Here is a 21,588-nt window from a genome sequence, read left to right as displayed (position 1 = left end):
CACGGCAGGAGCGGACTTGGCAGGAGTAGACATGGCAGGGATCTCCGAGAGGTAAGGGACATGAGCAGAAGCTGCTACTTCAGCGGTGGTTGTTCGTGTACGGGTGATGCGAGGCGCCACCGAGGTCTGCCCGCGAGGCGGCCGAGGGCGGGGTTCAAAGGGTTGCGGCGAGCAGGGCGAGGGCGTCGGTGTGAGAGCCGACGTGCTGACGCGATGCTCGTCAGCCAGCTCCGATGGCCGGCCCTTCGCCGGTGATGATGCCGCCGGTTCCGGCGAACAACACCATCCCGCCCGAGCCGGACCGCGCGCGCTCCCCGTACTGCCAGTGCATAGGCATACGTCCTGCGGCGACCCGGGACAGCTGGTGGATGACCGGCACGGGCATACGCACGTAGAGGACCGCACGCAGCGCCACGCTGACCAAGGCCCCCTGTGCCACGATCGTCCGGGGGCCGCGTCACTTGCGAACTCGGCCCCACGGTTTGAAGACCGAGAGGACCATGGCAAAGCTCAACAGCGCCATGGCGGTGGCGGCGAGGAACGAGACGAACCAGATGTCCTGCAACGGCTGCTCGCCCGTGGCGAGTTCGGTGACGGGACCCAGGAACGCCAGCATCATCGCGCAGGCGATGACGTTGAGGACCAGCTTCACGGCGACCCACCAGTAGCGTACGAGGCCCCACTTGGTCGCCAACCCCAGTAGGACACCGGTGAGCAGGCAGAACGCCCCTGCCATGAGTGCTGAGAGCAGAAGAGGGACGACGAAAAAGTCCGCGAGTGCGCGATATACGGTGGTGCGTTCCTCGCCCGCGCGTGCCCAGCCGATCGCCACCAGGACGATGGAGATGACATCGATGCCGATCCAGGCTCCCGCCGAGACGACGTGCGTGACCAGGATGCTCTTGCGCAGCCGGACCGGGATGCTCCACAGGACCCGGCGAGCCCGTTGCGGTGGGGTGGTTGGCGCTGTGGAAAGCGTGGTCATGGCTGTCCTAGTCTGTGGATCGTGTCGGCTACGGCTCAGCGGTCGGAGCCTGTGACGGGGCCCGCCCTGAACGGATGGGTGACACGCGGTGTGCGGCCGTCCGGCCTGTCTGTCTGTCCGGAGCACTACGGACCATGGCCTCGCTCTATGCGCGCCACTGCCAGTTGACCCGGTCATACATCGGCTCGAAGCCGGCGTGCACCAGGTTGTGCAGGGACGGGTTGTGTTCAGCGGGGCCCGCCGCGCCCGTCTCGGAGACGACCCATCGGCAGCCCTCGTCCGCGGCCGCGCGGAGGCGGGCTGCGAGTAGGGCGGACTGGGCGCCGTGGCCGCGCGCGTCCGGCAGCGTGGCCCCGGCGAACATGTGGGCGCAGTCGGCGTTGAAGAAGACGCTCCCGACCGCGGCAATGCGCTCACCTGCCCAGACCGCGTACTGCCGCCAGTTCGCCTTGCCCACGAACGACGCGGCCATCTCGATCATGTCCGGTGCGGTGAACCCGAAGGTGGTCATCATGACGGTGGCCCACTCACGGGCCTGCTGGACATCGACGACGCCGACCCGCCAGCCGGGGTCCAGGACGGGAAGGCCGGTGGGGGTGGGCGCCGTTTCGAGGTCTCGGCCGAGCTTGGTGTGTCGGCTGCCCTCGGTCAGGCCCAGTTTCGAGGCAGTGGCGTCCCAGTCGGGCGGCAGCAAGGGTGGTGCGATCATGAGCGAGCCCTGCGCCACCCCCTGCTCCCGGTAGAAGTCGCATACCTGGCTCACGTCCTCGACGGTGATCGGACGGCCGGTGCCGAAACCGCCTGCCCGGTTGAAGAAGTGGCTCGGGTCCTCGCGGATCACCAGTGCCTGCGTGGCGCCGGTGTGCAACGTGCCGAGTCCCAGGGCCTCCTGCACTGATGCCGGAGCGCTGGTCGCGAAGTCGGCGTAGGCCATGATCTCGGTCAGCTCGGCAACGTCGCAGGGCACGGTGATCGTCATGCGTATTTCCCTACGTTCGTAGCGGCGCCGGAAAGACGGATACCAACTGCGCTTGGGTGGTGAGGACTTTCCGTACGTCCGGCACCACGGCATGACGGCACGGAGGCACATTGCTCGGGGCGGAACGAAGTGGAACGGAGCGGACCCGACGGCCAGGCGTACGCGCCTTCGTGCACACCCACAACACCCCACCAGCCACAGCACCCGGCTCTGCCCGCGCGTTTGCGAATTGGGGTGCACGGCCAGGGTGGTCCGGCAGGGGAGCCGATCAGATCGAGGACAGGACGTCCAGCGCAGTGGTGTGGATCTGGGGGGCGGCGGCCAGGAAATCGCGGCTGGCCGCATTCCAGGGCTTGCCGTCCAAGTCGGTGACGGTGCCTCCGGCCTCGGCGACCAGTAGGGCGCCCGCGACGAGACCGGAGCGGACGTCGGAGAACTGCCAGAAGGCGTCCATACGTCCGGCGGCGACGTGGATGAGCTGCAGCGTGGCCGGCACGGACACACGTACAACCAGACCGGCGGTGAGCATGGCGGTGACCGATTGCCCGATGCGGCGGAAGGTGTCGGTGCTCTCGCCGGGCCGGGCCTGTCCGGTGCCGATCAACGCGGCCCCCAGGTCACTCTTCGTTGACACCGTCAGCGTACGGCCGTTGAGGTGGGCGCCACCGCCGGCGGTGGCGGTATAGGTGTCGCCGGTCAGCGGGAGGTGAACGACCGTGAGGACCGGCTGGTTGTCGCGCACCAGGGTGGCGGTCACGGCCCAGTCCGGCATGCCGTGAACGTGGTTGATGTTGCCCTCGGCCGGGTCGACGACCCACCACTCGCCCGGCGGGAGCGCCCCGCCGGCCAGCTCGTCCTCCGCCCACTGCGATCCCGCCCTCGCCCGCAGCAGCGGCTCGCGCATCACGGCGAGGACTGCGTCGTCATTCGCGTGGATCTCGCCGACGACCTCCTCCAGGCTCACGCCCCGGGCGTGGGTCGTGTAGCGCTCCTGCAGGGTGACTCCGGCGTACTCCACCGCAGCGGTCACCGCGGACAGGAGCGTGGCGTCGGGGTCAAAAGGCATGGCTGTGGGCATGGGGCATTCCCTTGGGTCGGTAGAAGCGGGGTGTTCACGGACGCTGTCCCTGCCCCGCACCTCGAAGGTAGAAGCCATCACTGTTAACAGCAAGTGCATCGTTGTTACTTATATAGTTACTGGTATGCAACTGGACCTGAACCTGCTCGCCGCCCTGGACGCGCTCCTCGAGGAAGGAAGCGTCCAGGGTGCCGCCGCCCGCCTTCATGTCACCTCCCCGGCGATGAGCCGTTCTCTGGGCCGTATCCGCAAAGCCACCGGCGACCAGATCCTGGTCCGCACCGGACGCCACATGACTCCCACCACCCGCGCCCTGGCCATGCGCACCCAGGTCCACGCCTTGGTGCAGCAGGCCCACCACCTGCTGTCCGCTCAGACGGAACTCGACCTGGCGAGGCTGGAGCGAGTGTTCACCGTCCGCTGGCACGACGCCCTCACCACCACCTGTGCAACCGCCCTGATCGCCGCAGTGCACCGCCAGGCCCCAGGGGTGCAACTCCGACTGACCGCCGAGCCCGGTGACGACACCCCCGAGCTACGCCGCGGTGAGGTCGACCTCGCCTCCAGTGCCGGCCCGCCGTCCCTGCCCGACATCCGCCACCGCCTCATCGGCCGCGACCGGCTCGTCCTGGCCGTCCGCCCAGGCCACTCCCTCACCCAACAGCCCGTCACCCCCGAGAGATACGCGGCGGCCGATCACCTCACCGTCTCCCGGCGCGGACTCCTCCACAACCGGATCGACGACGCCCTGAGCGCCCTCGGCCACAGACGCCGCGTCGTCGCCTCCGCCCCCACCACCGCCACCGCACTCCAACTCACCCGCGACTCCGACCTCGTGGTCACCCTCCCCGACGCGGCCACCCGCCCCGCCCGTCACCAACTCGGCCTGACCACCCTGCCAGTGCCACTCGACCTACCCGAAGTACCCCTGCACCTGCTCTGGCACCAACGCCACGACAACGACCCCGCCCACACCTGGCTACGCGAAACAGCCACCCAAACCCTGCGCACCCTGTTCACCTCACCCAGCCAGTAGCAGCCCAACAGGCCACACCCGCCGGACCGCAGAGGGCGGTTCACGAGTTGGCAGCCGTTGTCTTTCCGGACGGTTGGGGATGAACTCCGTGGTGTCGAGGAAGAGTTGGGCGTCGGGTTGATCGGGGACGACACGGAGGTGGCCGGTGGTGTCGGCGATGGGTCTGCTGGAGGCCCGCGAGACGGCTTCGCGGGTGCGGGTCGACGAGCTCCGCGCGGAGGCGGACCGGGTGCTGGCCGAACTGGCGGAGGCGGAAGCCGTGCTGGAGCGGCGGGCCATCGCCTGTGCGGAGCTGGCCGAGGCCCTGGCCGCGTCGGAGCCGGAGGCCGAGGTGCCGCCGCGACCCGTGCCGGTTCCGGCGGTGGCGAAGGCCCCGGTCGCGGGGTCGATGGTGCCCAACCGGCGGGAGGGCCTGACGGCGGACGCGCTCGCGCCGGACTACCAGCAGTTGGTGGGCGTGCTGCAGACCGATGCGGGCGGGGCGGGGCTGCGGGCCGGGGAGTTGGCCGGTCGGCTGGAGCTGGGGCTGGAGCTGGGGCTGGAGCTGGTGCCGGCGAAGGTGGAGGGGGTGCGGTGCAAGGCGAAGCGGCTGGTGGAGCGGGGTTGGCTGGCCGAGGAACGGCCGGGGGTGTTCACGCCGCAGCGGACGGTGTGGTGAGCTTCCTTGCCCGGTGGCGGCCGAGGCGGCGGCCCATGAGTATGGTCATCGACCACAGAACGACGGCCTGACTGCTTTCGGGCAGGGCCTCGTAGTCCCGGGCCAGCCGCCGGGAGCGCATCAGCCAGCTCAGAGTTCTCTCCACTACCCAGCGCCTGGGCAGCACCACGAACCCGGCCTGATCGTCACTGCGTTTGACGATCTGAAGCGTCAGCTGCAGTTTCTCGCGGGCCCAGTCGGCCAGGCGGCCGGTGCAGCCGCCGTCGGCCCACACCCAGCGTGATTTTCCGATAGCGGGTGTGGAGCCGGGGCAGTACGCCGCAGGCGGCTTCGCGGTCGGCGTCGCGGTCGGTGGTGTCGGCCGGGGTTGACCAGCACCATCAGCAGCAGGCCGAGCGTGTCCACGATGTCGTGCCGCTTGCGCCCGTTGATCTTCTTCCCGCCGTCGAAGCCGCGTGAGGAGGCCGGCACCGACGCGGCGCCCTTGACCGACTGTGAGTCGATGATCGCCGCGGTCGGCTCCGAGTTGTGGCCCTCGCTCGCGCGGACCTGTCCGCGCAGCCGGTCGTGGAACTCGGCGATCAGTCCCTTGTCGTGCCAGCGGCGGTAGAAGGCGTAGACCCGGTCCCAGGTGGGGAAGTCGGCCGGCATGGCCCGCCAGGGGATGCCGCCCGCGACCAGGTAGCGGACCGCGTCGATCATCTGCCGGTGGCAGTAGCCCTCCGGCTGCCCGCCCTTTCCGTTCATCCACGCCGGCACGGGCAGCAGGCCGCGCACCGCCGCCCACTCCGCGTCTGTCATGTCGGAGGGATGGGCCCGCGCCCGCCCGGGTCAAGTCGCGGGCGCAACGCAGGACTACCTCGCCCGACGCCTCCTCACCGTGTGGCCCGTCTGCCCCGACCACCGCACCGGCACCCACCCCGCACCCACGGACGACGGCGTCGCCTGGACCTGCACCACCGGACCCCACACCGTCCGCACCATGACAGTCCCCACTGCAACCCATTAGGACGGTGCCCTCTGGAGTGAGGCGGACGTATCGCGTAGTGCGAACGACGCCCGTTCTTGCCACTTCACGCCGTCGTGCGCCATCAGTTCAACCGACGCGAGGTGAGACGTGAACGGGAGCCTGCCGACGAGGTCGGCCTCGATCTCCTCCAGGACAGCGTCTTCCTGACCTTGAGCGATGGTCAGGTGCGGCACGATCTCAGGGAACCGGCCGCCATACGGCGGAGCCTCAGGCCAACGATCAGCGATCGCCTCCGTGAGCTGGCGCAGCTGCGTGTCAGGCTCGGGGACGAGATACAGCACTTCCGGGAGCCGTCCGCATCTCTCGAACCGCAGGTCAAAGGCGCGGTGGCTACCCAGCACGTCCGCGAGAGCGGAGTAGACGAGCGCATCTATTCGGCTCTCGTCGAGGAACGGGAAGAGCACGGTGACGTGTGCTGGGACCCCGGCCTGGGCCGAGGGGTCGAGCCGTTCACGCCATCTGCGGACGGCCGGCTCCGCCTCCGGGATCCGGACGATGAGCCCCGTCAGGCCCGCCTGAAACGCACTGGTGCTGTCATCTGTCATGACACCGCATGGTGTCACCTCTGTCACAGACAGCACGGCTCCTTTTTCGCTGAACGATCACGTCGAGCTGCGAGGCAGGTCGACGAGCGGGACGACCAAGACGCTGCCGCTGTTTCCCGTGAACATCCAGAGTGCCGATGATCACTGAACGCCACCGGAACCCACGTGCAAACGCTGTCGGTTGAAGTGAACGAAGCCACCAACTCCTGCAGGGCGTGCAGAGAGATCAAGGTCGTCAGGATCAACCGGTATCCGTGCCTGCGGCGGACCCAGTCCAACGGGTCGCCGAAGATTTGGGTGTAGTGCCCGTGCTGCTCGGCATTGAGTCCGGTGTGCACGGCGAACGAGTGGCTCGGGCCGCATCCGCTCGGAGGAAGGCGGCCAAAAAGGAAAGGGGGTAGGTGTGTGGCGTTCGGGGGCGGGACGGGCACCCGCAAGGGGGTGCTGTCCTGGCATCCGGGCCGCGGCCGACTCATCGCTGTGAACATCACCGCAGGCCACCGACCGTCGCCCCACCAGGAGCAGATAGAGATGCCCAGCGGTTGATCTTGCCCTTCGGGCGCATGCGGGTACCTTTCGAGTGGGTCCGCGTCCGCCGAGGAGGGTCATGGAGATAGCCAGCACCGGCACGGGCGATTCCCCCGTGCCCGGTCCCCAGACGTCCTCTGGCGCCCTGCTTGCCGCAGCCCTGGAGGACGTGCAGACGGCTGTCGTTGTCGTCAACGCCAACGGACGCATCGTCTCGGCCAACGGCGCGGCCCTCAGCGTGCTGGGCCGCAGCCTCGAGGAACTCGTCGGGCAGGATTCCCACGACCTGCTGCACCGCGACAGCCACGGGCACGCCATGCCCCGCACGCGCTGTCCGCTGAGAAACGCGCTCCTCGCCGGGAGAACCGAGCACGGCGACCCGGAGTGGTTCGCCCGCGGGGACGGCACGCTCGTCCGGCTGTCCTGGCTCGTCGCGCCCTGCTCCTCCGGATCGGAGGGGGCGCTGGTGCTGCTGTACGGATCGAATCGGGGTGTATCGGACGAGGGTGAGGTCCCAGCACCGCTGACAGAGCTGGACCGCCTGGCCTTGCTGGCGGAGACGACCACTCAGCTGACGTCCACCCTGGATGTGGACGAGGCAATGCGTCGGCTGGTGGCCCTGACGGTGCCCCGGCTTGCGGACTGGGCGGTGATCGATCTGCTCACCGAACAAGACGAGGTTCGACGCGCCTTTGTGACGGAGCACAAGGACGGAATCCTGACCGAGCGGAAGGACCTGCAAGGGCCCATGCCCCCCGTGCCGGAGGAGTCCCCGATGCCTCTGTCGCGAGCTCTGCGCGGCGCTGCCTCCTCTCTTGCCGGCCCTGCCACCTATCAAGGCGCGCCCGATTCCGGAATCGCGGTCGAGCAGGGTCGCTTGTTCACCGAGACGGGCATGCACTCCGCTGTCATCGCGCCCATCCGAGGTCTGCGCGACGTGCTCGGAGCCCTGACCCTGGGACGTTCGAAACGCCCTGCCGCTTTCACCGCCGCCGATCTGCCGCTGCTGGAGGACATCACCCGTCGGGCCGGCCTGGCGCTGGACAACGCCCGGCTGTACCAGCGCCAGCGCAAGGTCGCCGAAACCATGCAGCGCCACCTGCTGCCCCAGCTCCCCACCGTGCCCGGGGTGGACATGACGGCGCGGTACGTACCCGCTCCGCACGCCTCCTCCGTCGGCGGAGACTGGTACGACGCCTTCGCCCTGACCGACAGCTCCCACGCCCTGGCCATCGGCGACGTTGTCGGTCACGACCTCGACGCCGCAGCCGGCATGGCGCAGGTCCGCAACATGCTGCGCGCCTTCACATGGTCCCAGCCCCAGGCCACGCCCAGCGCCGTCGTCACCCAGCTCGACAACGCCGTGAAGCACATAGCCGAGGTCCCCATGGCGACCATGATCCTGGCCACGCTCGCTCTCGGCGACGACGAGCTGTGGCAACTGTGCTGGACGAACGCCGGCCACCCTCCTCCGCTGCTGGTCAGCCACGACGGTCGTGCCCGCTACCTCACCGATGCCCACGGCATTCTGCTCGGGACCGGAATGATCCGGCCTCGCCCCGATGTCTTCACCGTCCTGCCGCCCCGCACCACCGTCCTGCTCTACACCGACGGCCTGGTCGAGTCACCACACCACTCCATCGACCACGGACTGGAACGGTTGCGCCGACACGCGGCCTCTCTCGCCCACCGCCCCCTGGATTCCTTCTGCGACCTGCTGCTGGAGCAGGTCCGCCCCGGCGACAACGACGACGACGTCGCCATGCTGGCGCTACGCACGCCTCCTCGTGCATAGACCGGCAGTACCAGCTCGTAGCGCCCTCATCCGGCCGGGCCCTCTACCGCGCACAGACGTGCGTCCTGGCGGCCGTTGGAGGAGGGTCTGGCCGTCCAGGAGGCGTCCATGGCTGGGCGCAGGCCACGCAGGTGGCGACACAGGCGCGGATCTGGAGCAGTTGCGCGCGTGGTGGCGTGCGTCGGCGATCCTGAGCTTCGGACAGAAGATGGTCGACGGGGGGCTGGAGCGGTGCCGGGCGGCCGGGGCGGCGATCCGGGAGCGGGTGGGTCCCGTTGGTGGACACCGCGCTCGCCGCCGTCGACGTCGCCGATCCTGGAGGCGGCAACGGAGGAGTTCGCGCGCCACGGCATCGCCGGCGCGCGTGTCGACCGCATCACTCGGGCAGCCGGCGTGAACGGTGCTCTGCTGTACCGGTACTTCGGCAGCAAGCTCAGCCTCTTCGACGCTGTCTACAGCGACCTGGTGACCGATCTGGTGCGGGATGTCCTCCTGAACCCGGCCGACCTGGTCGGCGCGATCCTCGGGGCGGCGTGAGTGAACCAACTTGCAGTGCAGAACGACGGCGAGAGTCTCATCTGCCCCTTCGCCGAACCGTATGGCGAGGACTTCTGGATGAAGTCTGGAGATTCGTTCACGGTCGTGCCGCCCGATGATGGATCCGACGCCCAGTTCATGGTGGTCCACAGCGCCGACCGTGTGACCGTGTGGATCTTCGAAGGTGGCGACCACAAGAAGATCATCGTCGACTATACGGTCATCGACAGCAATGGAACCGAGCTGGAGTGCGCCCACCAGCATCCTGCTGACTAGATCTCTACCCGACGTCTCCACTCGCCTCAGCAGATCTCAAACGCGGTCTTCAGAGTCAGCCATCCCCAAATGAAAGGGCGAGGCTAGAGGCAGATGCCGGGAGGGGCCGCGTTCGGACCAATGTTGCCGGTCCAGGTGTTGGCCGTGCCATCGGTGCCGGTGCCGCTGGTGCTGTCGCGGCAGTCGAGCATGCCGTTGCGGCGGGCGACGTTGGACTTGATGGTGTTGCCCCCGTTGCCGCCGGCATCGATTCGGATTCCGTCGCCCGCGTTGTCGTCGGCGATGTTCCCGGAGATGACGGAGTTCGTGAGGGAGTTCGCTGCCACACTGATGCCGTGACCAACGGTGTTTGATTTGGAATTTCTGATGATGTTGCTGGCGATGGTGACGTTGGTGCTGGGTGAAAGGCCGAAGGCGTTGGCCCGCACGCCTAGAAATCCCCTCTCAATGATGTTGGAGGTGATCTTCGAGTTCGTGTTGTTATCGCCCAAGAAGATCCCGGGGGCGCCAAAGTTGTCCCGGATGATGTTACTCCGGAGTATGAATACAAAGGCTCTGTCTTCCAAGGAGGTGTTGCTGTTTACTTTGACATTGTCGACTCCTCCGGGTGCCGGCGCGTCCAGAAGGACGCCGGAGTTTTCGTTACCAGAAAAGGTGTTTGTTTCGATGTCCGCCTTCTTCAGGCCCGCGTCTGAGTAGATTCCGCTGCCGCTTGCAGAACCTGGTTTATTGTTCTGGCGGATGCAGTTCTGTTCAACCTCGGAAAGGCTTGTGCCGCTGGAGTGGAAATATACTCCGATCACATTGTTCTGGATCATGTTCTGCCGGACTTGGTGGCCTGAGTGTGCCGCACTCGTGACGATGCCATAGCTGGAGGTGTTGTTCTGAACGGTGAAGCGGGAGAATCTGATGCCGTTCTCCAGCAAGCGGACACTGCCTGAACCGCCCGCCGACTGAATGATCGCCTGCCTGGACGGATCCGGAGCTCCGGCCTGGCGGCACGCTGTCCCTGTGGGGGCGGCGGCCGGTCCGATCAACTGCAAATTCGCCTTGTTCACGGTGACAACCTCGTTGTACATTCCGGCACAGACCCTGATCACATCTCCTGGTGAGGCCGCAGTAATCGCTGCCTGGATCGTGGTGAAATGTGCACCCGGGCATTGTGCTCCGTTGTCATCCACAACGAGTACGGCCTGAGCTGCCTGCCCGGGAACGGCCGAGAATGTCGTAGCCACTGCCACGCCCGCCGCGACGAGGACCATTTTCTTCATAACCTTCTCCTTGGCTTTCAGTGCAGCCCGCGATCCGGTCGTGCGGCAGCGTGGTCGGCTAGGTGGCGCATAACTGGCAGCCGGGCTAATGGAATCGCCTGGCATCGGCAGGACTCCATCAGTTATGCAAACCGAACGAAGAGCGGGTAGTTTCCGCTGATTACGAAGCTAGGTGCGCCACGTTAGGCGTGCAAGCGGTGGCACTCCGTATGTGTCACCTAGTATGCGACGCCTCCGACACGCCGGGGCGGGCAAGCGTGTGCCTCGGCTCGGAACGTTGTCGAACGGCGCCGTCCACTGCCGCAGAAGATCAGCCAGTTCCCCGCCCTGGCGGACTGACGGCGGGCTCAGGATCGCCCGCCCCCGGGCCCGCAGCCACGGACTACATTTTCGCGCTCCCCGCCGCTCGCGGTGCTCTGGCCCACGCCGCCGCGGGCGGCAACGCCCATCTCCTCATGATCGGGCCCGCCGAGGGTGCGCCCGCCGTGCACGGCACCGAGATGTACGCCCTGGTCGGCCAGGAACAGCCAGGGCGCAGCCCTGAACAGGCCGACCGTGACACGCGTATCCGCGACATCGTCCTCGACTTCGTCACCGGCGAGCAGACCCGCCTGTGGCCCGCCGTCACGGACCGGCCCACCTCGGGAAGTGTCGGCAACCCTCCCTACGAGCCCAGCGCCCACTACCAAGCAGTCCTCGACCTGTTCGGGAACATCGCCCGCCCCTGACGGCCGTCGGACGATACGGAACAGCGCAGGGCCACCATGGGTTGATCACCTGGGTTCCTGCGCCTGGAGCCCCGGCTGGACCTTCCCACGGGGCGAGCACAGTAAGGAGCTCGGTATGAGCCAGCCGACAACAGGCGGTGACGCCGCACCGGGGACGATGCGGGCCGTCGTCGTCACCCGGCCCGGCGGCCTCGACGCACTCACGATCCAGTTTGCCGGTGGCGTCCCGGGCGGCACGGCTCAGGGTGCGGACCGAACAGCCGAGCAACTCGGCGTAATCCGCGGCTTGGTGCGCGAAAGTGCGGCTCCAAGACGTCCAGAAAGCGCCCGTACCTGTCGGCGCGGCCCGTGCCGGACAAATGGCCGACCAGCTCCAAGCCCCGTCGGCCACCGACGATCACTCCAACAACACCCCAGAGGGCAGAACCCATATGAGAATCCGACTGACCGCCGGAGAAACCGTCCTCAACGCAACCCTCGACGACAACGCGACGGCACGCGACTTCGCCTCACTGCTTCCGCTGACGCTGCAGATGAACGACCTGTTCAAGCGCGAGAAGTACGGTCACCTGCCCCGGTCTCTCACCGCGGGAGGCGAGCCGCGGTCCAGCTACGAGATCGGCAACATCGTCTACTGGTCACCCGGTCCCGGCATCGCCATCTTCTATGACCACGACGGCCAGTCCATCCCCGACCCCGGCATCATCGTCCTCGGCGAGATCGACTCGGGGGCCGATGCCTTCAAGAAGTACGACGGCACGGTCGACGTCACCATCGAGGCCGTCGACTGAGACCCAGCCGGAAACCACCGAGATCGTCAACCAAGGAGAGGAGGGGGGACGGTCGTGGCCTCGCCGGCCGCGAAGGCGGCCGGGGTGAGGCCGGTGCGGTCGCGGAAGAAGCGGCCGAAGTTCGCGGGGTCGGTGAAGCCGAGGTGGACGGCCACAGCCCGGGCGTCCCACCGGGCACCTCCCAGCAGGCGCCGGGCTTCCAGGAGGCGCCGCTCGTCGATGAGCTCGCGTACTCCCTTGCCGGTGGCGTCCCGGGCGGCACGGCTCAGGGTGCGGACCGAGCAGCCGAGCAACTCGGCGTAGTCCGCGGCGTGGTGCAACTCGCGAAAGTGCAGCTCCAAGCTGTCCAGGAAGCCTCGGTACCTGTCGGCGCGGCCCGCGCCGGCCGTGGCCGTGCCGATGGGGGCGATACCCGGGGAGTTGGCCAGGCGCAGCAGCAGCGATTCGAGCAGGCTGCGCCGCAGGGCGTGGTGGATGTCGAGGGGGCGGCGCCCCAGTGCGCGGTGTTCGTCCAGGAGCTGGAGTGCCGTCTGCTGGAGCCAGGCGGTGTCGTCGGGGTGCGGGCTGACCACGGCAGGGGCCTCGTGCGCGGTGAGCGGGGCCAGGAGACGGGCGAGGTCGGGCCGCAGCACGTCAGGTTCGAACAGGATGAACGGGCCGCGGGCCGCGCCGGGCGCATGCCAGCGCTGCGCGTGCCCGGGACGCACCCACAGCCACTGGCCGGGGGCGACGGTCCGCGTGACGTGGTCGACGTCGTGCCGCAACTCACCCTCGGTGACCAGGATCAGGTAGTGGAAGGTGGCACGGCCCGGACGGGGCGGGTTCCACGGCCAGTCGTCGTGCTGGGCGAAGAAATCCTCGACGGTACTCACCTCAAGGCCGTACGGAGTACCGACCGGGGGCTGGAAACCGTACAGCGGAACCGCAGCTGGTCCGGCCTGCCTGCTCGGCCCGGAGTGTCGCTTGTCGACCATCACGTGTCCGCAGCCTACCGCCCTTCCAGTCGGCTTCGACGTAAGGATGGGACGTGCCACCCCGCCCGCGCGGCGCGCCCTCCGCCTCCTTCGATGCCACAGTCCGTCACCACCTGAGAAGGCTCACCACCCATGAACGGATCGGCCCTGCACAAGACCGCCGCCGACTGCGCGGAGGAACTCCCCGGAGCCCGGCTGGAGCACCCCTTCGGCCCCGACTGGGAGGTCTACAAGGTACGCGGCAAGGTGTTCATGCTGATGACCGAAGTCCCGGGGCGTCCCGTCGTGATCCTCAAGGCGGACCCCGGCGAGGCCCACGCCCTGCGGGAGCAGTACAGCCACATCACCCCCGGCTACCACATGAACAAGAAGCACTGGATCACCCTGGAGAGTGGAGAAGGCGTCGACAAGGAGCTCGTCAGGGAACTCGTCACCGACTCCTACCGGCTCGTCGTCGCCCATCTGCCCAGGGCCGAGCGGCCTGTCGACCCGCACACCTACGGCACCGGCACGCGGGCGGCCCGGTGAACGCGGCCGGTGACCGGCTCCAGGACGCCGCCCGCCAGGCGGCCCTGGGCCTCCCCGACGTCAGCCACGGCTACCCCTTCACCCCGGGACTCGACGTGTACAAGGTCGCGGGCAAGGTGTTCCTGATCGTCACCGACGACCCGGACGATCAGATCATCACGGTCAAGTGCGAACCCGAACACGCCCGCGCTCAAGTACGCGGCTACGCCTCGATCACACCGGGCCGCTATCTCGACAAACGCCATTGGATCTCACTGGGGCCGGGACCCGGCATCACCGAGCGGCTGGTCACCGACGCGGTCGAGGATTCCTACGACCTGGTCGCCGAGCGGCTGCCGCGACGCGACCGCCCCGGTGCCCGATGAGCGCCGCGAGCTTCCCCGCGAACGGCGAGCCCTCGCTCGTCAGCGTCCCGCGAAAGGGCTCGCCCCGTCCGTACACGCCCGCCTGCGACCCGGGAGACCGATGGAACCGGCCGTAGTGATCCTGCCGCTCCTGGGCGAGGAGCCCTCCCGGCCAGTCGCCGACCGCCTGCGCCCCAGAAAGCTGGAAGACGTCGTCGGGCAGGACCACCTCCTGGCCGCGGACGCCGCTGCCGGGCCCGCACGGTCGCCCAGCAGCGCCTCAGCTCCACCATCCTGCGGGGCCGCCCGGCGTCGGGAAGACCACCATCGCCCGGCTCCTCGCGGACGGCAGCGACATGGCCTTCGAGCCGGTGTCGGCCGCCTTCTCCGGCGTGGCCGAACCTCGTCAGGCCACCGATGGTAAGTGGATCGACTTGCCTCAAGGGCGGCGCGGGAGTTACCTTCAAATGGTGAGTCCATCGACTTACCTCACGACTCGGCAAGGAACAATGAACATGTCTTGCGGGCAAGCGCGCCCTCATCACCGGCGGCACGAGTGGGATCGGTCTGGAGACCGCGCAGCGTTTTGTGGCGGAGGGGGCCGATGTGCTGGTCACAGGCGTAACCCCGGCCAGCATCGACAAGGCGCGGCAGATCCTCGGGGACAAGGTGCCGGTGGTGCAGGCCGATGCGCGCGATCTCGATGCGCAGCGCGGCCTGGCGGAGCGGGTGCGTGAGCATTTCGGGGAGCTGGACGTGGCGTTCCTGAACGCCGGCGTCTCGGACTGGCGGCCGTTCGGGGACCACACGGAGGACAGTTTCGACCGGCTCTTCGACATCAACGTCAAGAGCGTCTTCTTTCTCACGCAGGCCCTGGTGCCCGTGCTGGCCAACCCGTCCTCGGTCATCCTCAACGCGTCCAACAGTGCGCACGGCGGTTACGGGCAGTCGAACGCCTACGCCGCGACGAAGGCGGCTGTCGGTTCCCTGATGCGGTCGTGGAACGCGGACCTGCTCAGGTCGCACGGCATCCGGTTCAACGCGGTCAGTCCCGGCCCGGTGGACACTCCGCTGTACTCAAAGCTCGGGATCGAGGATCCCGCGCAGCAGACGGCGGTTCTGGAGGCGATCAGCTCCGGCATTCCTCTGGGGCGCATGGGTCTGCCCGAGGAGGTCGCGGAAGCCGTCGTGTACCTGGCCTCCGACGTTTCCGCCTTCGCTGTGGGCCAGGACCTTATCCTGGACGGTGGCCAGACCGTTCTCTGACAGCGAGGATGCGGCTGGGAGACGGGCGAGGGGCGTGGGTATGTCGGTGGCGGACCGTGACCGAGCGGAAACCGGTGGCGATACGTGCCAGGCCGGGTATCACGCGCAGATCAAAGCGGAGAACCGCGCGCGCATCATCCGCGCCGCCCGCGACCTCTTCCTCGCCCGGGGATACGACAAGACCTCCCTGGCCCAGATCGCCCGGGAGGCCCGCGTCTCCACCGGCACCCTCTTCAAGCGGTATCCCTCCAAGGCCGCGCTGTTCGCGGCCGTCACCTCCGAGCAGTGGCAGCTGGACGTGCAGTACGCCGAACCGCCCCCGCCCGGTGATCCCCGGTACGGTCTGGACCACATCGGCCGTGACTACGCCTGCCTGGTCTCGCGGCCCGGCACGGCGGCGCTGTGCCGCCTCATCATCACCGAACTTCCCCAGATGCCGGAACTCGCCGACATCGTCGGCACCGGCTTCGCCATCGACCGCGGACCCTTCTTCGACCGGCTCCGCGACTACCTGGACGCCGAAGCGCAGGCCGGCACACTCGACTTCCTTTCGGCGGACGGACAGACACAGCCGGCATCCGCAGTGGCCGAACAGTTCCTCGGCATGATCTGCGGCCAGCTCCTGTGGCCTCAACTCGTACGGACCGACTTCGTCCCGCCCGACCCCACCGACACCACGATCGTGGACGAAGCCGTCGCCCTCATGCTCACCCGCTATCGCACCGGATCCTGAACCCCGGACCACCAGTTCACGCTGCCAGGACCCCGGTACGTCGCCCTACCGGGACAGGTGCAGGTATGGGTGACTCGACCGACAACGAAGACGGGCGAGCGCGACCGGTCCTACCGGTAACCGACAGCGGCCGACAGCTGAGCCGGGACCGTGGTCTCCCGGTACTGCCGGCGTGCGACCCCGGCGTCGCGCTCGGTGGCGCCTCTTGGCAGCGGGTGATCGTGCTTCACCCGTGGGTGCAGGCGTTCGCTCAAAGTCTTCGGACAACGCTCCCTGGCAGTCCAACACCGCCCGATGCAGGCGCCTTGGCCGGCGCAGAGAGGCCGAGTTCGCGATGGACAACGGACAACACAAAACCCTGTCGGTAATTTCGGCTCACCCGCCCACCCCGGCAGCAGCGCAGGGCCGGACACAGGGGCGGTGAGCATCGGTTCCGGCAGTGTCCACGTCACAGTCACAGCCCATGCCTTCCACCCAGCCCGCCCGTCGGCAAACCGAGTGCGCGTACGCACCCGGCTACCGGCCCGACCACGGCAGGTCAGCGCACTACAGCACCTCGCCGGGGGCTGTGTGCTGAGCTCCTGGCGCACGTCCAGGCAGCGCAGCCGGATACCGGGCTGCCCGGATCCCGTGTCGTACGGTCTGATGTCGCGGCCGCCCACTGTCCGCAACGGATCTCACCGAACCCGGCGGTGCCGCCGGTACGGCCGAAAGATCTGAACCAATACCGGGAATCAGGCCGCGACGAGCTCCTGCTCGCGGTCCGGCGTCTTGACCTTGGGCTTCTTGTTCGGCAGCGAGAGCCGGAAGACCTTGTGCCACGCGGAGAACACCTGCTTGGGCAGCGGCCCGGTGACGTACTCCAGCTCGTACTTTTCGAACAGCGCGCGCACCTTCACCGCGACGTCGGCGTACCGGTTGCTCGGCAGGTCCGGGAACAGGTGGTGCTCGATCTGGTGCGACAGGTTGCCGGTCATGAAGTGCATGGCCCTGCTGCCGCTGATGTTCGCCGAGCCCATCATCTGGCGCAGGTACCACTGGCCGCGCGTCTCGCCCTTGATCGACCGGCGCTCGAAGACCCGCACTCCCTCGGGGAAGTGCCCGCACATGATCACCGAGTGGGTCCAGATGTTGCGGACCAGGTTCGCGGTGAACGTGGCGGCGAGCGTGGTGAGGAACGACGGGCCCGACAGCAGCGGGTGGATCACGTAGTCCTTGAGCACCTGCTTGCGAATCTTGCGGCCCACGGCCTTGGCCCGCGCGCGGAACTCCGGGTTCTTTCGGCGGCGCTTGTGCAGGTTCTTGGCGAGCTCCAGGTCGTACGCCGCGATGCCGTACTCGAAGAAGCAGGCGTTGATGAAGTTCCACAGCGGCTGGCCGAGGTGGAACGGGTGCCACCTCTGGTCCTCGTCGACGCGCATGATGCCGTAGCCGAGGTCGTTGTCCTTGCCGATCACGTTGGTGTACGTGTGGTGCAGCTCGTTGTGCGAGTGCTTCCACTGCTCGGACGGCGAGACGTGATCCCACTCCCAGGTGGTGGAGTGAATCTTCGGGTCTCGCATCCAGTCCCACTGGCCGTGCAGGACGTTGTGGCCGATCTCCATGTTGTCCATGATCTTCGCCACGGACAGACCGGCGGTGCCGAGCAGCCACGCGGGCGGGAAGATCGAGAACAGCAGCACGCCCCTGCTGACCAGCTCGAGCTTGCGCTGCGCCGAGATGACCTTACGGATGTAGGCGGCGTCTTTCTCGCCGCGGCCGGCGATCACCTCGTCGCGGATCGCGTCCAGCTCGCGGCCAAGCTCCTCGATCTGCTCCGCGGTCAGGTGGGCGGTGGGGTCGATGGCGGTCAAGGTGCTCCTACCGTTCGATGTCGCAGGGGCCCGCCGCGGCGGACACGCAGGTCTGGATGAGGACACCCGGCTCGGCCTCGGTGATCTCGCCGGTGCGCAGGTCGCGGACGGCACCCGCCTTGAGCGGCGTGACGCAGCCGAAGCAGATGCCCATGCGGCACCCGGAGGGCATGAGCACGCCGGCCTCCTCGCCGATGTCCAGCAACGGCGTGGCGCCGTCCGCGTCGACGGTCTTGCCGGTGGCGCTGAACGTGACCTCGCCGCCGTCGCCGGCGACGACGATGCTGGGGCGGAAGCGTTCGGTGTGCAGGCGCTCTTGTACGCCGTGCTCGGCCCAGTGCTCTTCGGCGGCGTCGAGCAGGCCCGCGGGCCCGCAAGCCCAGGTCTCGTGCTCGGCCCAGTCGGGCACGAGTTCGTCGAGACGGGCGATGTCGAGAATGCCGTCTGTGTCGGTGTGCACCTCGGTGAGCCGCAGCTTCTTGTCCGCGACCAGGTCGTGCAGTTCGTTGCGGAAGATCACGTCTTGCGGCTGTGGCGCGCAGTGGACCATGACGACGTCGTCGAACTCGATGTCGCGCAGCATGCCCATCACGGGCGTGATGCCGCTGCCGGCCGTCAGGTAGAGCACCTTGGCGGGCTTGGCCTGCGGCAGCACGAAGTCACCGGTCGGCTGGTCGAGCTGGATCAGCGTGCCCGGTTTCGCCCTGCGGACCAGGTGGTTGCTGACCTTGCCGTCCGGGATCGCCTTCACGGTGATCGTGACGCGGCCGTCCTGGCGGTCTGTCGGCGAGGTGATGGAGTAGGCACGCCACAGGCGCACCCCGTCGACGTCGACCCCGATCCGCACGTACTGACCGGCTGTGTGGCCGCGCCAGCCCCGTCCCGGCCTGATCACGACAGTCGCGGCGTCACCCGTCTCGGGGTGCACGGCCTCGATGCGCCCACGCAGGTCAGCGCCCGCCCGCAGCGGGCTGACCAGGTCGAGGTAGTCCGACGGCAGCAGCGGCGTCGTGACCATCTCCAGCAGTTTCCACGCCCTGCTGCGAAGGGCTGTACTCGTCATGACTCCAGCTTGCTGCGCCTCAAGGCGTAAAGTCCTGACCGCAGGACGTAAATCTGGTCGGCTGAACTGTTCGCAGGGAACAAAACGTGAACCATGCAATCCGGAGGGCCAGCCAACTGGCCCTGGATGAGACGACGGTCACCGCACTTCGGGCCGCGCTGAAGACCACCGCCGACGAGGTCGTCCAGGCGATCATCGACGAGGTCCCTCCCTACGCCAACGCCCTTTCGGGCCGCATGGGCGGCACCATCCGCCAAGCCGTCCGCACCGCCCTGGGGCACTACCTGGACCTCGCGAGCGGGAACGCCACGGGCGGCGACGCCGGTGACGCAGCCTACGAGCTGGGTCGCGGCGAGGTGCGCGACGGCCGTTCGATGGACGCCCTGCTCAGCGCCTACCGCGTCGGCGCCCGCGTGGCCTGGCGATGCCTGGCAGCGGGTGCCGTACCCGCAGGTCTGCCCGCCGCCGAGGTCGCCAAGTTCGCCGAGCTGACCTTCGCCTACATCGACGAGCTCTCCGCCGCGAGCGCCGCGGGCCACGCCGACGAACTGGCCGCCCGGGGCAGGGCCCACGAGCGCCACCTGGAACACCTGGCCCGCGACCTCCTCGCCGGCGCGAGCCCGGACGTGCTGCTGGCCTCTGTTCAACGAGCCGGGTGGCAGCCTCCGGTTTCGCTGACCGCGGTCCTGCTGCCCGCCGCCCAGGCCCGGCCGGCCTACCGCGCCCTCGACCCGAGCACCCTCGTCCTCGACGATCTGCCGGACGCCACCGGTGTGCTGCTCGTCCCCGATGCCGACCGATCACATCTCTTGCGACAGCTGACCGACCGCACCGCCGTGGTCGGCCCGGCCCGGCCATGGACTCGTGCGTCCGCCTCGTACGCACGAGCCATACGCGCGCGCTCCCTCTCCTCTGACATTCGCGACACCGAGGACCACCTGCCCGAGCTGGTGCTGAGCGCCGACGCGGACGCGTTCGCAGACCTGCGTGCCCGAGCCCTCGCACCGTTGCGGACCTTGCCCGTCGCGACCGCACGGCGGCTGGAGGAGACGTTGCGGGCGTGGCTGCTGCACCAGGGCAGGCGGGACGAGGTGGCGGCGGCGTTGTTCGTCCATCCCCAGACAGTCCGGTACCGGATGTCGCAGCTGCGGGAGCTGTTTCCGGATCTCGCATCGCCCCACCGGGTCCTGGAACTGACGCTGGCGGTCGGTCTTCGGGTCAGCTGACGCGTACTTCGACCGTCCACGACCGCGTCCGCGAGCGGTCCAGGAATCGTGCCTCGTTCTCGGTGCCATCAGCTGGCTCATGCGGCCCCGGGGGAGAGCGGTATGAGCCAGCTGAGACCAGGGGTTGATGTGAAGACCGGACAAGGCCGGCCCGCAGCATCCGCTCGAAGGTGCCGTCCGTCGCCCACCGGCGGAAACGGGTGCGAAGCGTAGCCCACGACCCGTACCGCTCGGGCACGTCCCGCCAGGCCGTCCCGGTGCGAAACTTCCACACGATCCCGTTGAGCACCCGCTCGGTCGTCCAGCCGCTTCCGTCCCCGCAACGACACGGGCAGCAGCGGCCGGACGAACTCCCCCTCGACATCGGACAGTTCATGGCGACGTATCACCCGACCATGATCCACCGCCCAAGATCATTTGAAGACACGGCCCAGGAGTCAACCGACGAGTAGCCATGACGGCGGACTGCTGGGACGTTGCGATTGGCGGAAGCGCCGTGCAGCGCGAGCAGTCCGGACACTGGTGGATGTCCGGGCAGTTCGCGCAGCGGGATCTTGACGCCGAGTTCCCTCATTGGTTCCCGCTGGAACACGACGAGCAGAATGGAGTTGCCCCCAGCGTCGAAGAAGCCCTCCTCGTCCGAGGACGGATTGGTCTTCAGCACCGTCCGCCCTGCCCGCACGATCTCGTCCCACTCGGCCGTGGAGGCGCTGTCCGCCCGGCGCCCCAAGACCCCGAGCGGCAAGCCGGACTCCACAAAGATCAAATAACCGCTGTCGTGGCGCCGGCAGGCCAAGGATGATGCGGCTGCGTGAAACGCTTCGAACACACCAGCACTGCACTTCTGGAGGGGCCCATGTCCTGGTCAGCCGGCCACAGCGCGGTCGAACACGAAGACCTGCCGAAGCTTCGTGACCTTCTCGACGACGGCTACGACATCGAGGACGACAACGGGGACGGCTGGACCCTCCTGCGACACGCCATCGATATCGAAATCGACGGCCACATACAAAGCGGCGAGCCCTTGCACATCGACGTGACCGCGTTCCTCCTGGCCCGCGGAGCAGATCCTCTCCGCAGTACCAACGGTGTCCTCCCGGCGGACGAGGCCGACTCTCGCGGACACTGGCTGGCTGCTGAACTCATACGAGCCTGGACCACACGACCAGCCACACCTGGCGACAAGCTGGGCTGAAAACCAGATCCCCGACACCGACCCACAACGCAGACACGACAGGACGCTCGACCACCCGAAGCTGGGGAATTACGTGAACTCAGCCCCGGGGAATTACGCGATCGTTCACAGCAGGGCGCACCAGTGACAGACGACTCCATCCAGACCACGGTCGCGGCTCAGGTGCGGC

At 68.0% G+C, this 21,588-nt stretch carries 26 protein-coding genes and 3 pseudogenes; 14 read left to right on the top strand and 15 right to left on the bottom strand.

The annotated features are described in order from the left end of the window. Positions 1-220: 220 nt before the first annotated feature. The 4 genes from RWE79_RS01195 to RWE79_RS01180 all read right to left on the bottom strand — a co-directional run bounded on the left by RWE79_RS01195 (position 221) and on the right by RWE79_RS01180 (position 3,042). Positions 221-415 (bottom strand): hypothetical protein, encoded by a 195-nt coding sequence (locus RWE79_RS01195; RefSeq protein WP_475938120.1) that lies wholly within the window; start codon positions 413-415, stop codon positions 221-223. A 42-nt stretch (positions 416-457) separates the two neighbouring features. After that, positions 458-985 (bottom strand): hypothetical protein, encoded by a 528-nt coding sequence (locus RWE79_RS01190; RefSeq protein WP_475938119.1) that lies wholly within the window; start codon positions 983-985, stop codon positions 458-460. Positions 986-1,130: 145 nt separating this feature from the next. Further along, the gene (locus tag RWE79_RS01185) at positions 1,131-1,964 is read right to left on the bottom strand and encodes a GNAT family N-acetyltransferase (protein WP_475938118.1); all 834 of its coding nucleotides are present in this window, start codon (positions 1,962-1,964) and stop codon (positions 1,131-1,133) included. Positions 1,965-2,232: 268 nt separating this feature from the next. Beyond that, the gene (locus RWE79_RS01180; RefSeq protein WP_475938117.1) at positions 2,233-3,042 is read right to left on the bottom strand and encodes an inositol monophosphatase family protein; all 810 of its coding nucleotides are present in this window, start codon (positions 3,040-3,042) and stop codon (positions 2,233-2,235) included. A 124-nt stretch (positions 3,043-3,166) separates the two neighbouring features. On the opposite strand from RWE79_RS01180, the gene RWE79_RS01175 reads away from it, so the two are divergent. Beyond that, positions 3,167-4,078, top strand: coding sequence for a LysR family transcriptional regulator (locus RWE79_RS01175; protein ID WP_475938116.1), 912 nt, complete (start codon positions 3,167-3,169; stop codon positions 4,076-4,078). Positions 4,079-4,223: 145 nt separating this feature from the next. After that, entirely contained in the window at positions 4,224-4,736 is a 513-nt protein-coding gene (locus RWE79_RS01170) for a hypothetical protein (RefSeq protein ID WP_475938115.1), read from the top strand. Here the strand turns inward: RWE79_RS01170 and RWE79_RS01165 are convergent. From RWE79_RS01165 to RWE79_RS01155, 3 genes are all read right to left on the bottom strand, one after another. Further along, entirely contained in the window at positions 4,711-5,010 is a 300-nt protein-coding gene (locus tag RWE79_RS01165; RefSeq protein ID WP_475938114.1) for a transposase, read from the bottom strand. The two genes, RWE79_RS01170 and RWE79_RS01165, sit on opposite strands and share 26 nt — an antisense overlap. Beyond that, a complete protein-coding gene (locus RWE79_RS01160; RefSeq protein ID WP_475938113.1) occupies positions 4,947-5,537 on the bottom strand; it encodes a transposase in 591 nt (196 codons plus the stop codon). Before RWE79_RS01160 ends, RWE79_RS01165 begins: the two co-directional genes overlap by 64 nt. Positions 5,538-5,741: 204 nt before the next feature. Further along, entirely contained in the window at positions 5,742-6,311 is a 570-nt protein-coding gene (locus RWE79_RS01155) for a 2'-5' RNA ligase family protein (RefSeq protein WP_475938112.1), read from the bottom strand. Positions 6,312-6,918: 607 nt separating this feature from the next. On the opposite strand from RWE79_RS01155, the gene RWE79_RS01150 reads away from it, so the two are divergent. From RWE79_RS01150 to RWE79_RS01135, 4 genes and pseudogenes are all read left to right on the top strand, one after another. Continuing rightward, positions 6,919-8,634: a SpoIIE family protein phosphatase gene (locus tag RWE79_RS01150; protein ID WP_475938111.1), complete on the top strand. Its 1,716-nt coding sequence runs from the start codon at positions 6,919-6,921 to the stop codon at positions 8,632-8,634. A gap of 108 nt (positions 8,635-8,742) precedes the next feature. Then, positions 8,743-9,027 (top strand): annotated as a pseudogene (locus RWE79_RS01145) (hypothetical protein); the annotation flags it as partial. Continuing rightward, positions 9,028-9,171: a hypothetical protein gene (locus RWE79_RS01140; RefSeq protein WP_475946429.1), complete on the top strand. Its 144-nt coding sequence runs from the start codon at positions 9,028-9,030 to the stop codon at positions 9,169-9,171. Positions 9,172-9,186: 15 nt separating this feature from the next. After that, positions 9,187-9,447, top strand: a complete 261-nt coding sequence (locus tag RWE79_RS01135) for a hypothetical protein (protein ID WP_475938110.1) — start codon at positions 9,187-9,189, stop codon at positions 9,445-9,447. Positions 9,448-9,530: 83 nt separating this feature from the next. Here RWE79_RS01135 and RWE79_RS01130 read toward each other — a convergent pair whose 3' ends face one another. Next, positions 9,531-10,718: a right-handed parallel beta-helix repeat-containing protein gene (locus RWE79_RS01130; RefSeq protein ID WP_475938109.1), complete on the bottom strand. Its 1,188-nt coding sequence runs from the start codon at positions 10,716-10,718 to the stop codon at positions 9,531-9,533. 267 nt (positions 10,719-10,985) lie between these two features. After that, a pseudogene (locus RWE79_RS01125) lies at positions 10,986-11,093 on the bottom strand (MarR family transcriptional regulator); the annotation flags it as partial. Positions 11,094-11,173: 80 nt separating this feature from the next. Here RWE79_RS01125 and RWE79_RS01120 point away from each other — a divergent pair. Beyond that, positions 11,174-11,446: a hypothetical protein gene (locus RWE79_RS01120; protein ID WP_475946427.1), complete on the top strand. Its 273-nt coding sequence runs from the start codon at positions 11,174-11,176 to the stop codon at positions 11,444-11,446. A gap of 190 nt (positions 11,447-11,636) precedes the next feature. Here the strand turns inward: RWE79_RS01120 and RWE79_RS01115 are convergent. Then, positions 11,637-11,802 (bottom strand): annotated as a pseudogene (locus tag RWE79_RS01115) (helix-turn-helix domain-containing protein); the annotation flags it as partial. A gap of 75 nt (positions 11,803-11,877) precedes the next feature. Here RWE79_RS01115 and RWE79_RS01110 point away from each other — a divergent pair. Continuing rightward, positions 11,878-12,237, top strand: coding sequence for a cyclophilin-like fold protein (locus RWE79_RS01110; RefSeq protein WP_475938108.1), 360 nt, complete (start codon positions 11,878-11,880; stop codon positions 12,235-12,237). Positions 12,238-12,263: 26 nt separating this feature from the next. On the opposite strand, the gene RWE79_RS01105 is transcribed toward RWE79_RS01110, so the two are convergent. Then, on the bottom strand, positions 12,264-13,109 hold the full coding sequence (locus RWE79_RS01105; RefSeq protein WP_475938107.1) for a helix-turn-helix domain-containing protein: 846 nt from the start codon (positions 13,107-13,109) through the stop codon (positions 12,264-12,266). 234 nt (positions 13,110-13,343) lie between these two features. Between RWE79_RS01105 and RWE79_RS01100 the strand changes: the two genes are divergently transcribed. The 4 genes from RWE79_RS01100 to RWE79_RS01085 all read left to right on the top strand — a co-directional run bounded on the left by RWE79_RS01100 (position 13,344) and on the right by RWE79_RS01085 (position 16,082). Continuing rightward, complete coding sequence (locus RWE79_RS01100) at positions 13,344-13,739, top strand: MmcQ/YjbR family DNA-binding protein (protein WP_385676716.1); 396 nt, start codon at positions 13,344-13,346, stop codon at positions 13,737-13,739. After that, positions 13,736-14,104, top strand: coding sequence for an MmcQ/YjbR family DNA-binding protein (locus RWE79_RS01095; protein WP_475938106.1), 369 nt, complete (start codon positions 13,736-13,738; stop codon positions 14,102-14,104). The genes RWE79_RS01100 and RWE79_RS01095 overlap by 4 nt, the downstream gene beginning before the upstream one ends. Before the next feature lie 519 nt (positions 14,105-14,623). Then, positions 14,624-15,349, top strand: a complete 726-nt coding sequence (locus RWE79_RS01090; protein ID WP_475945539.1) for an SDR family oxidoreductase — start codon at positions 14,624-14,626, stop codon at positions 15,347-15,349. 40 nt (positions 15,350-15,389) lie between these two features. Continuing rightward, the gene (locus RWE79_RS01085) at positions 15,390-16,082 is read left to right on the top strand and encodes a TetR/AcrR family transcriptional regulator (protein ID WP_475938105.1); all 693 of its coding nucleotides are present in this window, start codon (positions 15,390-15,392) and stop codon (positions 16,080-16,082) included. 734 nt (positions 16,083-16,816) lie between these two features. On the opposite strand, the gene RWE79_RS01080 is transcribed toward RWE79_RS01085, so the two are convergent. Continuing rightward, positions 16,817-17,935, bottom strand: a complete 1,119-nt coding sequence (locus RWE79_RS01080) for a fatty acid desaturase family protein (protein WP_475938104.1) — start codon at positions 17,933-17,935, stop codon at positions 16,817-16,819. A gap of 7 nt (positions 17,936-17,942) precedes the next feature. Further along, the gene (locus tag RWE79_RS01075) at positions 17,943-18,998 is read right to left on the bottom strand and encodes a ferredoxin reductase (protein ID WP_475938103.1); all 1,056 of its coding nucleotides are present in this window, start codon (positions 18,996-18,998) and stop codon (positions 17,943-17,945) included. Positions 18,999-19,084: 86 nt separating this feature from the next. Here RWE79_RS01075 and RWE79_RS01070 point away from each other — a divergent pair, with 86 nt between their 5' ends. Continuing rightward, positions 19,085-20,224, top strand: coding sequence for a PucR family transcriptional regulator (locus RWE79_RS01070; protein WP_475938102.1), 1,140 nt, complete (start codon positions 19,085-19,087; stop codon positions 20,222-20,224). On the opposite strand, the gene RWE79_RS01065 is transcribed toward RWE79_RS01070, so the two are convergent. Then, on the bottom strand, positions 20,217-20,588 hold the full coding sequence (locus tag RWE79_RS01065; RefSeq protein WP_475938101.1) for a transposase: 372 nt from the start codon (positions 20,586-20,588) through the stop codon (positions 20,217-20,219). The two genes, RWE79_RS01070 and RWE79_RS01065, sit on opposite strands and share 8 nt — an antisense overlap. Positions 20,589-20,609: 21 nt before the next feature. After that, complete coding sequence (locus RWE79_RS01060) at positions 20,610-21,053, bottom strand: acyl carrier protein (RefSeq protein WP_475938100.1); 444 nt, start codon at positions 21,051-21,053, stop codon at positions 20,610-20,612. Here RWE79_RS01060 and RWE79_RS01055 point away from each other — a divergent pair. Then, positions 21,036-21,419 (top strand): ankyrin repeat domain-containing protein, encoded by a 384-nt coding sequence (locus tag RWE79_RS01055; protein WP_475938099.1) that lies wholly within the window; start codon positions 21,036-21,038, stop codon positions 21,417-21,419. The two genes, RWE79_RS01060 and RWE79_RS01055, sit on opposite strands and share 18 nt — an antisense overlap. The last annotated feature ends 169 nt before the right edge of the window (positions 21,420-21,588 follow it).

This window comes from Streptomyces sp. RLA131 (genome assembly GCF_056270125.1).
Note: the sequence above shows the minus strand (reverse complement) of the source record. Positions and strands in the feature narration are given on the sequence as shown.

Coding starts and splice junctions, on each gene's coding strand:
- RWE79_RS01190 (WP_475938119.1), bottom strand. CDS start 985: ATGACCACGCTTTCCACAGCGCCAACCACCCCACCGCAACGGGCTCGC.
- RWE79_RS01185 (WP_475938118.1), bottom strand. CDS start 1,964: ATGACGATCACCGTGCCCTGCGACGTTGCCGAGCTGACCGAGATCATG.
- RWE79_RS01180 (WP_475938117.1), bottom strand. CDS start 3,042: ATGCCCACAGCCATGCCTTTTGACCCCGACGCCACGCTCCTGTCCGCG.
- RWE79_RS01175 (WP_475938116.1), top strand. CDS start 3,167: ATGCAACTGGACCTGAACCTGCTCGCCGCCCTGGACGCGCTCCTCGAG.
- RWE79_RS01160 (WP_475938113.1), bottom strand. CDS start 5,537: ATGACAGACGCGGAGTGGGCGGCGGTGCGCGGCCTGCTGCCCGTGCCG.
- RWE79_RS01155 (WP_475938112.1), bottom strand. CDS start 6,311: ATGACAGATGACAGCACCAGTGCGTTTCAGGCGGGCCTGACGGGGCTC.
- RWE79_RS01150 (WP_475938111.1), top strand. CDS start 6,919: ATGGAGATAGCCAGCACCGGCACGGGCGATTCCCCCGTGCCCGGTCCC.
- RWE79_RS01130 (WP_475938109.1), bottom strand. CDS start 10,718: ATGAAGAAAATGGTCCTCGTCGCGGCGGGCGTGGCAGTGGCTACGACA.
- RWE79_RS01120 (WP_475946427.1), top strand. CDS start 11,174: ATGATCGGGCCCGCCGAGGGTGCGCCCGCCGTGCACGGCACCGAGATG.
- RWE79_RS01110 (WP_475938108.1), top strand. CDS start 11,878: ATGAGAATCCGACTGACCGCCGGAGAAACCGTCCTCAACGCAACCCTC.
- RWE79_RS01100 (WP_385676716.1), top strand. CDS start 13,344: ATGAACGGATCGGCCCTGCACAAGACCGCCGCCGACTGCGCGGAGGAA.
- RWE79_RS01085 (WP_475938105.1), top strand. CDS start 15,390: ATGTCGGTGGCGGACCGTGACCGAGCGGAAACCGGTGGCGATACGTGC.
- RWE79_RS01075 (WP_475938103.1), bottom strand. CDS start 18,998: ATGACGAGTACAGCCCTTCGCAGCAGGGCGTGGAAACTGCTGGAGATG.
- RWE79_RS01065 (WP_475938101.1), bottom strand. CDS start 20,588: ATGTCGAGGGGGAGTTCGTCCGGCCGCTGCTGCCCGTGTCGTTGCGGG.